This window comes from Noviherbaspirillum pedocola (assembly GCF_016632335.1).
GTDB lineage: Bacteria > Pseudomonadota > Gammaproteobacteria > Burkholderiales > Burkholderiaceae_D > Noviherbaspirillum_A > Noviherbaspirillum_A pedocola.
Genome location: NZ_JAEPBG010000007.1, coordinates 210265 through 222320, shown reverse-complemented (window position 1 = coordinate 222320; position 12056 = coordinate 210265). Strand labels below are relative to the sequence as shown.

General features: G+C 64.9%; 14 protein-coding genes. 2 read left to right on the top strand and 12 right to left on the bottom strand.

The features are described 5' to 3' along the window. Positions 1–143 precede the first annotated feature (143 nt). The 7 genes from dksA to JJB74_RS17525 all read right to left on the bottom strand — a co-directional run bounded on the left by dksA (position 144) and on the right by JJB74_RS17525 (position 6297). Positions 144–596: an RNA polymerase-binding protein DksA gene (gene dksA / locus JJB74_RS17555; RefSeq protein WP_325170134.1), complete on the bottom strand. Its 453-nt coding sequence runs from the start codon at positions 594–596 to the stop codon at positions 144–146. A 308-nt stretch (positions 597–904) separates the two neighbouring features. Continuing rightward, complete coding sequence (locus tag JJB74_RS17550) at positions 905–1939, bottom strand: CobW family GTP-binding protein (RefSeq protein ID WP_200593871.1); 1035 nt, start codon at positions 1937–1939, stop codon at positions 905–907. A gap of 20 nt (positions 1940–1959) precedes the next feature. Beyond that, on the bottom strand, positions 1960–2931 hold the full coding sequence (gene xerC, locus JJB74_RS17545) for a tyrosine recombinase XerC (protein WP_200593869.1): 972 nt from the start codon (positions 2929–2931) through the stop codon (positions 1960–1962). A 6-nt stretch (positions 2932–2937) separates the two neighbouring features. Then, the gene (locus tag JJB74_RS17540; protein WP_234484255.1) at positions 2938–3645 is read right to left on the bottom strand and encodes a DUF484 family protein; all 708 of its coding nucleotides are present in this window, start codon (positions 3643–3645) and stop codon (positions 2938–2940) included. Positions 3646–3648: 3 nt separating this feature from the next. Beyond that, positions 3649–4500, bottom strand: a complete 852-nt coding sequence (dapF, locus tag JJB74_RS17535) for a diaminopimelate epimerase (RefSeq protein WP_200593867.1) — start codon at positions 4498–4500, stop codon at positions 3649–3651. Between the two features lie 43 nt (positions 4501–4543). Next, a complete protein-coding gene (locus JJB74_RS17530; RefSeq protein WP_200594024.1) occupies positions 4544–5425 on the bottom strand; it encodes an LpxL/LpxP family acyltransferase in 882 nt (293 codons plus the stop codon). Next, a complete protein-coding gene (locus JJB74_RS17525) occupies positions 5422–6297 on the bottom strand; it encodes a lysophospholipid acyltransferase family protein (RefSeq protein ID WP_200593865.1) in 876 nt (291 codons plus the stop codon). The genes JJB74_RS17530 and JJB74_RS17525 overlap by 4 nt, the downstream gene beginning before the upstream one ends. Positions 6298–6468: 171 nt before the next feature. Here JJB74_RS17525 and metK point away from each other — a divergent pair, with 171 nt between their 5' ends. Further along, positions 6469–7626, top strand: coding sequence for a methionine adenosyltransferase (gene metK, locus JJB74_RS17520; RefSeq protein WP_200593863.1), 1158 nt, complete (start codon positions 6469–6471; stop codon positions 7624–7626). A 278-nt stretch (positions 7627–7904) separates the two neighbouring features. Here metK and JJB74_RS17515 read toward each other — a convergent pair whose 3' ends face one another. Then, positions 7905–8519, bottom strand: a complete 615-nt coding sequence (locus JJB74_RS17515; RefSeq protein WP_200593861.1) for a DUF4124 domain-containing protein — start codon at positions 8517–8519, stop codon at positions 7905–7907. A gap of 4 nt (positions 8520–8523) precedes the next feature. Then, positions 8524–9189 (bottom strand): orotate phosphoribosyltransferase, encoded by a 666-nt coding sequence (gene pyrE, locus JJB74_RS17510; protein ID WP_200593859.1) that lies wholly within the window; start codon positions 9187–9189, stop codon positions 8524–8526. Positions 9190–9338: 149 nt separating this feature from the next. On the opposite strand from pyrE, the gene JJB74_RS17505 reads away from it, so the two are divergent. After that, positions 9339–10121, top strand: a complete 783-nt coding sequence (locus tag JJB74_RS17505; protein WP_200593856.1) for an exodeoxyribonuclease III — start codon at positions 9339–9341, stop codon at positions 10119–10121. A 108-nt stretch (positions 10122–10229) separates the two neighbouring features. Here JJB74_RS17505 and JJB74_RS17500 read toward each other — a convergent pair whose 3' ends face one another. The 3 genes from JJB74_RS17500 to JJB74_RS17490 are packed head-to-tail and all read right to left on the bottom strand — an operon-like array spanning position 10230 to position 12045. Beyond that, positions 10230–10694: a DUF4405 domain-containing protein gene (locus tag JJB74_RS17500; protein WP_200593854.1), complete on the bottom strand. Its 465-nt coding sequence runs from the start codon at positions 10692–10694 to the stop codon at positions 10230–10232. Further along, the gene (locus JJB74_RS17495; protein ID WP_234484254.1) at positions 10691–11515 is read right to left on the bottom strand and encodes an FAD:protein FMN transferase; all 825 of its coding nucleotides are present in this window, start codon (positions 11513–11515) and stop codon (positions 10691–10693) included. Before JJB74_RS17495 ends, JJB74_RS17500 begins: the two co-directional genes overlap by 4 nt. Continuing rightward, positions 11512–12045 (bottom strand): FMN-binding protein, encoded by a 534-nt coding sequence (locus JJB74_RS17490; protein WP_200593852.1) that lies wholly within the window; start codon positions 12043–12045, stop codon positions 11512–11514. The genes JJB74_RS17495 and JJB74_RS17490 overlap by 4 nt, the downstream gene beginning before the upstream one ends. Positions 12046–12056 lie beyond the last annotated feature (11 nt).

The following is a 12056-nucleotide window of genomic DNA, read 5'->3' as shown; positions in this document are numbered from 1 at the left end:
GACGCGGCTGCGGTGCCGAAAAACCGGCTGGAAATCGTCTGTCAGTGCTGGCAAACGGACGGCGGCGATGGATGACGATCAGAACCATCGGGAATGTCGCGCTGCCCGGGATGCAGTCCCGGGCAGCGGCGGACACGAACCGATCAATCGCCGTACAGCTTCTGCTTCAGTTCACGGCGCTGCTGCGCTTCCAGCGACAGCGTGGCGGTCGGGCGAGCCAGCAGCCGGGCGATGCCGATCGGCTCGCCGGTTTCCTCGCACCAGCCATAGTCGCCGGCGTCGATCGCGGCGATGGATTGCTGCACCTTCTTCAGCAGCTTGCGTTCGCGATCGCGGGTACGCAGCTCGAGCGCATGCTCTTCCTCGATGGTGGCGCGGTCCGCCGGATCCGGTACCAGCACCGTTTCCCGCAGATGCTCGGTGGTTTCGCCGGCATTCTTGAGCAACTCTTTTTCCAGTTGCTGCAGGCGATGCCGGAAGAACGCGAGCTGGGCGTCGTTCATGTAATCTTCGTCGCTCATTTTCAGAATTGCTTCTTCGGTGAGCAGCGGCTTTTCATCGCTGGCCGCAGTCGATTGGTGTGTTTTGGTTGCCACTTCGATGACTTTCGAAACTACGGGTTGATCAATATATCCGATGAACGAACAATAACCTTGTTGCCGGTCAGTAGTATGCCGTATTGAACGTTGCTGTCAAAGAATTAATACTCTGACACGTCTTTCATCAAGAATGGTGTTGGATTTCCGGGAGACATCGGGCAGGTGTCGCTGCAAAGATGGCCTTCCACTCGGCACGGCACCGCATGCATTCTTGCACCGGCGCGTCTGCGGCTCTCGTGGAGCCGCGCGATTGTGCCTGTCCCCGTCTGTTTGCCCGTGATCCTGCGCAAAAAAACCGCGCTAGTTTATACCAAACACTGTTCGAGACCATCAATAAAAGTCTGCCGCGGCAGATTCACGCCGATGAAGACCATTTTGCTGCCGCGCTCTTCGTCTTCGAGCCACGGCGCGCCGAGGTCGGAGCCCATGGTCTGATGCACGCCCTGAAACACCACCTTTCGATCAGCGCCCTGCATGTACAGGATGCCCTTGTAGCGCAGCATGCGCGGTCCGAATACCTGGATCAGATGACCGAGAAAATTGTCCAGCCGGGCCGCATCGAACGGGCGGCTGCTGCGAAATGCGAAGGCGGAAATGTCGTCGGTGTGGCCGTGATGGTGATGATGGTCGCATTCGGGACCATGGTCACAGTGCGCATGGTCATGATCATGGTCGTGATCGTGTTCCTCGGCCTTCAGGAAATCCGGGTCGATCTCGAGCTTGTCGTTCAGATTGAAGCCGCGCAGGTCGAGCAGTGACGCGATCGGCTCGCCGTTCAGATCGTTGCGGCTGATCGGCGCGCGCGGATTCATGCGCTTGATGCGCGCGATCAGCGCATCGGTTTCTTCGGGTGTGGCAAGGTCGGTCTTCGACAGCAGGATGCGATCGGCAAAGCCGACCTGGCGCTGCGCTTCCTCGCGCGCATCGAGCTGCGCCATGCCGTGCTTGGCATCGACGATGGTGATGATCGCATCCAGCATGTAGTGCATCGCCACTTCCTCGTCCATGAAGAAGGTCTGCGCCACCGGGCCGGGATTGGCCAGGCCGGTGGTTTCGATGACGACGCGGTCAAAAGCGATTTCCCCGGCATTGCGCTTGATCGCCAGCGCCGACAGCGCCTGGATCAGGTCGCCGCGCACGGTGCAGCAAATGCAGCCGTTGCTCATCTCGACGATCTGCTCGGTGCTGTCCCGCACCAGGATCTCGTTGTCGATGCTCTCCTCGCCGTACTCGTTCTCGATCACGGCGATCCGATGGCCATGCGGCTCTTTCAGCAGGCGGTTCAGCAGGGTGGTTTTGCCGGCGCCGAGAAAGCCGGTAAGGATGGTGGTCGGGATCATGGATGGGCTCCGAAAGGACGTCAGGCGTCGCGCTTCTTCGCGCGCGGATGGGCGGCGTCATAGACCTGGGCCAGCCGCTGAAAATCGAGCGCAGTGTACACCTGGGTCGAGGCGATCGACGCATGACCCAGCATTTCCTGCACCGCGCGCAAGTCGCCCGAGGATTGCAGCACATGCGAAGCAAAGGAATGACGCATCACATGCGGATGCACATTCGAGGGGATACCCAGCGCCAGCGCATGCGCCTTGATGCGCGTCTGCACGATGCGCGGCGTCACGCGCCGGCCGCGCTCGGTCAGGAACAGCGCATGAACATCATGGTCCGCCGCGCGCAGCGCCAGAGCGGCGCGTGCCGGCAGCCAGGCGCGCAGGGCCTCGATCGCGGCACTGCCGATGGGCACCGTGCGCCGCTTGCTGCCCTTGCCGGTCACGGTCAGCTCGGCGGCGTCGAGATCGATCCAGCCGCCGGAAGCGTAATCGCCGTCGCGCGCATGGGCCAGGTCCAGGGATACCAGCTCGGACACCCGCAGGCCGCTGGAATACAGCAGCTCGTACATCGCGCGGTCGCACAGCGCGGTCGGCGACTGCGGATCGCGCCCCGGCGTGGTCTGCGACACCAGCCGCACCGCGTCATCGGCCGACAGCGCCTTGGGCAAGGGCTTGCCGCGCTTGGGCGCGCGCACGCCGACCACGGGATTGGCGGCCAGCGGCATCTGCTCCGAAAGCCAGCCGAAGAAGCCGCGCCAGGCCGACAGCCGGCGCGCAATCGAGCGCGGATGCAGGCCTTGCGCATGCATCTGCGCGGCGAAACGGCGCACATGGAACTGGTCCAGCGCCGCCAGCTCGGGCGGCGCGGGCAGCGCGGCGAGCAGGGCTTCGAACTGCGCCAGGTCGCGCCGGTAATTCTCGACGGTGTGCGGCGACAGCCGGCGCTGCGTCTCGATATGGCGCAGGTAGGCGTCGTAACTGGCCTGGCGCTGTGCGGCGCTCATGTTCTGTTACGTCCGCAGGCAGGCCAGCGCCGCGCCGGCGGTGCCGGCAAAGCGGGACAGGAAGTCGGTGGACATGTCTTCGCTGAAGCGGCCGAGTTCATCCGAGCCCAGCACCAGAAGGCCGAAGGCCGGCTCGCCGCTTGCCGCGCGCAGCGGCAGCATCGCGATCGAGCGCACCGCTGCCGGATCGGGCAGCCACAGCGCCGCTTCGAATTCCTTGTTCGGGCCGCAGAACGGCGTATCCAGGCCATTGCTGAAGATGCGCACATCGTCCGAGACGCCGGCGGCGAACCAGGCATGCGCATACTCATCCTTCACGCCCCACAAGCGCAGCGTTGCCTGCGGCACATCGAAGCGCTCGCGCAGGCCGTCGATCAGGATCTGCGGCAGGCTCTGCTCGCTTTTCGTCGCCAGCAGGGAGCAGGTCCATTCATGGAAACGCTCGGCGATTGAATCGTTCTCGCGGCCGATGCGCAGCAGGCCGGCAAGCTTCAGTTCCAGCGTCTTGATCTTGTCGCGCAGCACTTCCATCTGCCGCTCCTGCAGCGAAATCGCCCGGCCCGAGACGCTGCTGGCCAGCCGCAGCCCGGACAGCAGCTCGGCATGCTCATCGAAGAAGGCCGGATGCGCGGCGAGATAGGCGGCAACGGCGTCGCCGTCAACATCAAGGGAAGTGCTCATCGTGGAATGGGGTTCGGTTGGATGGGAAGTCATCGGTCAGATCTCGATTTCGCCGTCAAATACGCTCACGGCGGGGCCGGTCATGAGCACCGGGCTCGCGCCGCCCGCCCAGGCGATGGACAGCGTGCCGCCGCGGGTATCGACGCGCACCGGAGAGTCGAGCAGGCCGCGCCGGATGCCAGCCACGACCGCGGCGCAGGCGCCGGTGCCGCAGGCCAGGGTTTCGCCGGCGCCGCGCTCGAAGACGCGCAGCCGGATCGCATGGCGGTCGACGATCTGCATGAAGCCGGCATTGACCCGCTTCGGAAAGCGCGGGTGATGCTCGATCTGCGGGCCGTCCGCAGCCACCGGGGCGGCGTCGACATCGTCCACCACCTGTACCGCGTGCGGATTGCCCATCGACACTGCCGAGAACCACAGCGTGCGGCCGTTGATCTCGAGCGGCCACAGGGTGTCTTCGCCCTCGGCGCGGCCATCGAGGCCATTGGCATGGAAAGGCACGCGCTGCGGCTGCAGAATGGGCGCGCCCATGTCGACGGTGATGCCGCCATCCTCTTCGAGGCGCGGGCAAATCACGCCGGACATGGTCTCGACACGGATCGCGCGCTTGTCGGTCAGACCCTTCTCGGTGACGAAGCGCACGAAGGCGCGCGCGCCATTGCCGCATTGCTCGACCTCGCCGCCGTCGCTGTTATAGATCCTGTAGCGGAAGTCGACGTCGTCCTGTTGCGGCCGCTCGACCACCAGCATCTGGTCGGCGCCGACGCCGAAGCGGCGGTCGGCCAGGAAGCGCCATTGCTCGGGCGTGAAATCGATCGCTTGATTGATGGCGTCGATGACAACGAAGTCATTGCCGGCGCCGTGCATCTTGGTGAATTTGAGTTTCATGGCTCGGGATTATAAGTGGGGACGTACATGCGGCCGGCGCGATTCACGCGCGGTCGTAGAAGCCCGGCTCGCCTTCCGGACGCGTCTTGAAGCGCTTGTGCGACCAGAAATACTCGGCCGGCGCCTCGCGCACCCGGTCTTCGATGAAGGCATTCATGCGCCGCGTCGCCGCTTCCATGTCCTCGCCCGGATAGTCTTCCCATGCCGGATAGAAGCTCACCTTCCAGCCGCGGTAATTCGGCAGAAAGCGCGCCACCACCGGGATGATCTGCGCGCCGGTGGTCGCGGCCAGCCGCGCCGGCGCGGTCAGCGTCGCCGCCGGCACGCCGAAGAAGGGCACGAAGATCGATTCGCGCGGGCCGAAGTCCATGTCCGGCAGCATCAGGAAGGGCTTGCCGCCGCGCATGATGCGGATGATCGGCTTGATGCCGGCTTCGCGCGCGACCAGGTTGGACTCGTCCTTCGTGAAGCGCAGCCGGCCGCGGCGCAGCGCTTCATCGAACACCTCGTCGCTCTGCCGGCTGTAGACCGAGCAGGCTTCGACGGCCATGGTCAGCGCCACGCCGGCCACTTCGAGACAGACGAAATGCGGGCACATCAGTATCGTCGGCCGCTTGGTCATCTGCTCGATCGGCACCGCCGGATCGACCTCGATCAGCCGCGCCAGGCGCCGCGGCGACGCCCACCACAGCACCGCGCGCTCGAGCACGCTGCGCGCATAGCCCTGGAAATGTTCGCGCGCCAGGCGCTCGCGCGCGGCGTCGTCGAGCTGCGGCTGGGTCAGGCGCAAATTGGTCAGCGTGATGTGGCGCCGCGGCTTCATGATCAGGAACAGCATCGATCCCATGCCCTTGCCGAGACGGCCCAGGATCGGCAAGGGCAGCCAGTGCAGCAGCCACATCAGGCCCAGCAGAAGCCGCGTCATTGCGCCACCCCGGCCGTAGCGGCGGATGCGGATGCTGCGGAAGGCGGTGGCGCGCCGCGCGGCGTCTTGTAGCGGTTGTAGCTCCATAGGTATTGCGACGGGCAGCGCGCGATCAGCTTTTCCATCGCGGCATTGATGGCGCGCGCCTGCTCTTCCGGACTGCCTTCGAGCCGTTCCTCGAAGGGCACGAAGCGCAGCAGATAGCCGCGCCCGAAGGGCAGGCGCTCGGCATAGGCCAGGAGCACCGGCGCGCCGCTCATCTGATGCAGCTTGGCCGGCAGCGTCATCGTGTAGGCAGGTTTGCCGTAGAAGTCGGCCCAGGCGCCTTCACCCTGCTGCGGCACCTGGTCGGGCAACAGGCCGATCGCGCCGCCGGCCTTCAGCGATTTGAGCAGCATGCGCACGCCGGCAAGATTGGCCGGCGCCAGCCGCATCGTCGGCCGCTCGCGCGCGCCTTCGACCAGCGGCTTCAAGGCCGCCTTGCGCGGCGGACGGTACAGCACCGTCAGCGGAATGTGTTCGGAAACGGATTGCGCCAGGATCTCGAAGCAACCCAGGTGCGGCGTCAGGAAGATCAGGCCGCGCCCCTGTGCCAGCAGGCCTTGCGCGAGCTCCAGGTTTTCGATGCGCGCGGTCGGACGCACCCGGGCCGCATCGGCGCACCAGACGAAAGCCAGTTCCAGCGCACCCTTGCCGGCTTCGGCAATGGCGGCGCGGCGCGCGAGCTGATGCCCGGCCAGGCGCATGTTCTCATTGAGTCGATGTCGATAGGAAGGCGATGCCGCATACACCACCCAGCCGAGCGCGGCCCCGAATCCATGCAGCACCGGCAGGGGAAGCCGCGACAACAGGCGAAACAGATTCACTAACATTGATAACAGTGCTTCAACTTTTGCGGAATTTTGCGAGACGCGTAAAATAGCACGCGTTTTCTCCGCCGAGTTAACAGACAACTTGCGAGGCGGCTTATAAATTTCGCTAAAGCGTCGCAGGCTCTTTCGATACAGGCTGCGACTTTCGCCCAACATCATTCAGGAGCCTGCATGGCACACGAATACCTCTTTACCTCCGAATCCGTCTCCGAAGGCCATCCCGACAAGGTGGCCGACCAGATCTCCGACGCCATCCTCGACGCCATCTTCGAGCAGGACCCGAAAGCCCGCGTGGCCGCCGAAACCCTGTGCAACACTGGCCTGGTCGTTCTCGCCGGTGAAATCACCACGACGGCCAACGTCGACTACATCAACGTCGCCCGTGACACCATCAAGCGCATCGGCTATGACAACGCCGACTACGGCATCGACTACAAGAGCTGCGCGGTGCTGGTCGCCTACGACAAGCAGTCGCCCGACATCGCGCAGGGCGTCGATGAAGGAAAAGGCATCGACCTCGACCAGGGCGCCGGCGACCAGGGCCTGATGTTCGGCTACGCCTGCAACGAGACGCCCGAGCTGATGCCGGCCGCAATCCACTACGCGCACCGCATCGTCGAGCGCCAGTCGCAACTGCGCCGCGACGGCCGCCTGCCCTGGCTGCGTCCGGATGCGAAATCGCAGGTCACGCTGCGCTATGTCGACGGCCGCCCGGTCGGCATCGACACCATCGTGCTGTCGACCCAGCATGCGCCGGAGATGCAGCACAGCCAGATCGAGGAAGCCGCGATCGAGGAAATCATCAAGCCGGTGGTGCCGGCCGAATGGCTGGATGGCACCCGCTACCTGATCAACCCGACCGGCCGCTTCGTCATCGGCGGCCCGCAGGGCGACTGCGGCCTGACCGGTCGCAAGATCATCGTCGACACCTACGGCGGCGCGGCGCCCCATGGCGGCGGCGCGTTCTCGGGCAAGGATCCGTCCAAGGTCGACCGTTCCGCCGCCTATGCCGGCCGTTACGTTGCGAAGAACATCGTCGCCGCCGGCCTGGCCGAGCGCTGCCAGATCCAGATCTCGTATGCAATCGGCGTGGCGCATCCGACCTCGATCATGGTCACTACCTTCGGCACCGGCAAGATCAGCGACGAGCGCATCGTCGAACTCGTGCGCGAGCATTTCGACCTGCGTCCGAAAGGCATCGTGCAGATGCTCGACCTGCTGCGCCCGATCTACGGCAAGACCGCGGCCTACGGCCACTTCGGCCGCGAAGAGCCGGAATTCAGCTGGGAGCGCACCGACAAGGCCGCGCTGCTGCGCGCCGCGGTGTAACGGTGTAGGTTGGGCTGACAAGCCCAACATGCTCGCGGTCCGCAAACGCCTAATGTTGGGCTTGTCAGCCCAACCTACGAAGACTGGTAGCGCGTTGCAAAGATAAAGGCCATCGATCCGGCAAGCGGGTCGATGGCCTTTTTGCGTAGGTTGGGCTGTCAAGCCCAACAGGTTCGCAGGCCACGGGCACTCGATGTTGGGCATGCCAGCCCAACTACGAAGGAAGCTCAACATGCTCGCGGTCTGCAAACGCCTGATGTTGGGCTTGCCAGCCCAACCTACGACCCCGGCTTCAACTCCCGGTATCGCCTGAGCATCGCATCAACCCTGGCATTGATCTGCATGATTTCCGCCTCGTGATCGTCGACGCGGCGCCTGCTTTCTTCCACCGCGCGATCGGCTTCCTGCAATTGCTGCCGCAATTCCGGACGCGTCTTGCCGCCTGTCGCCAGTTGCGCCTCCAGTGCGGCGCGCTGCCCCTGCGCGCGATCGAGCGCCTGCGCTTCGCGCCCGGCATTCTCACGCACCCGGTTGATATGGGATAGTCGTTCCGCTTCGATATCCGCCTCGCTGCGATACCGCGCCAGCAGCGCCCGGTCCGCGCGCTGCCGCTCGAGTCGCGCTTCGCGCTCGGTGCGCTCGCGCGCTTCTTCCTCGCGCCGCCGCTCCTTTTCCTCCGCTGACAGCGGCGCGGCGATCTCGCGGCGGGTAATGCCGTTGCGGTCGATCTCGCGTATCGCCTGTTCCCTGCATTCCGCGATTGGCTGATCCGAGGTCAGCGTGCGGCCGGCGGCGTCACGGCACAGGTAGATGCGCTGCGCCTGCACGGAAGCGGATGAAGCAGCCAGGGCTGCGAGCAGGAGTCCAGCACCGAGTCCGATCGCCGCGCGCATCGCTTCAGGCGGTTACGCCGTAACGCTGGCGGTAAGCCGCGACCGCAGCGCGGTAGCGTCCCAGTTCGCTGTCGCCGCCTTGCGGCAGATAGGCCAGCAGATCGTCGAGATTGGCGATCGACACCACCGGCATGCCATAGGTTTTGCTGACTTCCTGCACCGCGGAGGCGGCCGATAGCGCATCGTCCTTGCCCGAGCGTTCCATGCGGTCCAGCGCGATCAGTACCGCGGCCGGGGTGGCGCCGGCGGCGCGGATCAGGTCGACCGACTCGCGCACCGAAGTGCCGGCGGAAATCACGTCATCGATGATCACCACGCGGCCGGCAAGCTTCGCGCCGACGATGGTGCCGCCTTCTCCATGGTCCTTGGCTTCCTTGCGGTTGAAGGCGAAGGGAACGTTCCGGCCCTTGGCTGCCAGCGCGACCGCGGTGGCCGAGGCCAGCGTGATGCCCTTGTAGGCCGGGCCGAACAGCATGTCGAATTCGACGCCGGAATCGATCAGCGTCTGCGCATAGAAATCGGCCAGGCGGCCGAGGATGGCGCCGTCGTTGAACAGGCCGGCATTGAAGAAGTAGGGCGAAGTGCGGCCGGCCTTGGTGATGAATTCGCCGAAGCGCAGCACGCCCGCGTCGACCGAAAAGGCGATGAATTGCTGACGTAGATTTTCCAAGATGGGACCTTGGGGAAGGGGCTGTGAAAGAGGCCGCCATTCTAGCGCGATCCATCAGGCCTGCCGAGCCCATAAACCTTGGTGAACTCCTTGCGCCGCAATCGGTTATCCTGTCGCCCGCTCCATTTCCACTGATCTATCGATTCGCGATGCAAATCATTTCCGCCAACCTCAACGGCATCCGTTCCGCCTCCCGCAAGGGTTTCTTCAGCTGGCTCGAAGCCCAGAACGCCGACTTCGTCTGCGTGCAGGAATTGAAGGCCCAGTCCGCCGACATGACCGAGGAATTCCTCGCGCCCTGCGGCTACACCGGTCATTTTCACTACGCCGAGAAAAAGGGTTATTCCGGCGTCGGCGTCTACAGCCGACTGCAGCCGGACGCGGTGCGCATCGGCTTCGGCAATCCCGAGTTCGACAGCGAAGGCCGCTATGTGCAATGCGATTACGGCAATCTGTCGGTGATCTCGGTGTATTGCCCGTCCGGTTCCTCCAGCGAGGAACGACAGTTGGCCAAGTTCCGCTTCATGGAAGTGTTCCTGCCGCACCTGGTGGAACTGGCTGCCTGCGGCCGCGAGATTGTGATCTGCGGCGACTGGAACATCGCGCATCGCGAGATCGATTTGAAGAACTGGAAGAGCAATCAGAAGAATTCCGGCTTTCTGCCGGAAGAGCGGGCCTGGCTGTCGCGGGTCTTCGACGAAGCTGGCTGGCGCGATGTGTACCGGCTGCTGCATCCGGATACGACCGGCGACGCCTATACCTGGTGGAGCAACCGCGGCCAGGCCTGGGCCAAGAACGTCGGCTGGCGCATCGATTACCACATCGCCACCGCCGGCATCGCGGCCAAGGCGAAGATGGCATCGATCTACAAGGAAGCACGCTTCTCGGATCATGCGCCGTTGATCATTCATTACGATCACGCGCATTCCTGAGTGCCGTCGGCGTTCGCTTGTAGGGCCTGCTCCGCCCACGCGGTCTTCAGTCAATCAACGTTGAACCGCGTGGGCTGCGCCCACCCTACACAACCCGCAACATCAATCTCACCCGCCGCGCCGCAGCTTTCTGCCGCTGGCGATATGCCAGACCAGGAGCGCCGGCAGCGCCAGTCCGATGATCCAGTGCGTCGTCGACCAGACCACGCGACTTTCCTCGCCGGCCAGGTACCACAGGCCATAACCGCTCAGCGTCAGCGCCGCCAGCGACACCAGCAGCGACCATCCCTGCGCCAGGTTGCGTCCGGCCCGCACCGCGCGCCGGATATGGCTGTTCAGCATGCTGCCGACGAAGAACAGCATCGCCAGCACCGCGGCGCCGTGCAGCTTCATCGACCAGGGTTCGAGCGGATGGATGGTCTCGCCGAATTCGCCGGCGCGGCGCAGGAAGAAATGCGCAATGAGCCAGGCGATGCCGGAGACCACCAGCAGCAGCGTCACGCCATACAGCGAGCGCCGGTGCCAGCGCTCCATGCGCAGGTTCACATGCGGATGCTCGTGCCGGCGTTTCATGCGGCCACCACGAAGGCGCTGGCTGCATGCGCGGCCAGCAAGGGATGTTCGGCATTGCCGCTGGCGGCGACCACCTTGGTCAAGGCATCGGCCAGCATGCAGCGGCTCGCCGCAACAGACACGCTGCCGCCCGACAGCAAAGGCTTGCCGCTGGCGCCATGCACCAGCGCGCTGGTGGCCTGGCCGCGCGTCGTTCTGCCGGAAAAGTAGATCGCCGACGTGGCGAGCGCGCCGTCGCGCAATTGCGTCGAGAAGGCTGGCATCTGCGGACGCTGCGCATCGCGCAGCAGCACCGGCCAGTCGATGTCGCCGAAGCCACGCATGTCGCCGCCGGCATTGACGCAGCCGGCGCGCACGCCATGCGCGCGCAGCGCTTCGGTCGCCGCGTCGACCGCATAACCCTTGGCGATGCCGCCAAGATCGATCCAGGCCGGCGCGAGCTTCTTCACCCGGCAGCCGTCGATGACGAGCGGCAGAGTGCCGGCGCGCCAGTCGGGCGCATTGCGGGCGTCGGGTGCGGGCAGATAGTCCCACTCCACCAGCAGCGGCGCACAGAACGGATTGAACAGGCCGCCGCTGTCGGCGCACAGCGCGAGAGCCGCTTCCAGCACTTCTGCCGTGCGCGCATCGACGAGGATTTGCTCGTCCACTTCGGCGCGATTGATGCGCGAGACATCGCTGTGGGCGTCATGAAAACTCATCAACCGATGAACATCGGCAATGACGGTGAAGGCGGCGCGCATGGCTGGCTCGCACGAGTCACCGTCCGCGATCGTGATGTCGACCACGGTGCCGAGCCAGGGCTGCGCGCGCCGCATCATTTCTTCAGCGCCACCTGCGCCAGCGCGGCGATGCGGCGCACGCCGTCGGTTACATGCTGCGACGACAGCGTCGCGCCGCTGATGTTGGCGATGTTGTCGCCGACCGTGACCTTGTCGGCCGCGGTCTTGCCGACGAATTGACGGCGCCAGTTGGCGTTGCGGATCTCGAAGCCATGGCTTTCGCGATAGGTCAGGATTTCCACATCCTTGATGCTGGCATCCGGCGCCAGCCCGACCGCATACGAAATCAGCTCGAACTTGCCGACCACATCGTCCAGCACCATGTGGCCGAGCAGCTTGTCGCCCTGCCAGGCCGAGACGATGCGCCAGTTCGCCGAGCGCGCCGGCAGACCGGCCAGCGTTTCGATCGCGCGCATCTGATCAGGCGTCAGTTGCAGGCTGGCGTCCTTGAAGGCGGTGGCCTCGGGGAAGATCACCGCCTGCGCCTGCTGCGCCGTGAGGTATTGCGCGGCGAAGGCAGGGCTGACTGCCAGCGTGGCAGCGATCGCGGTCCATTGCAGGGTTTTCATGTCGATATCGG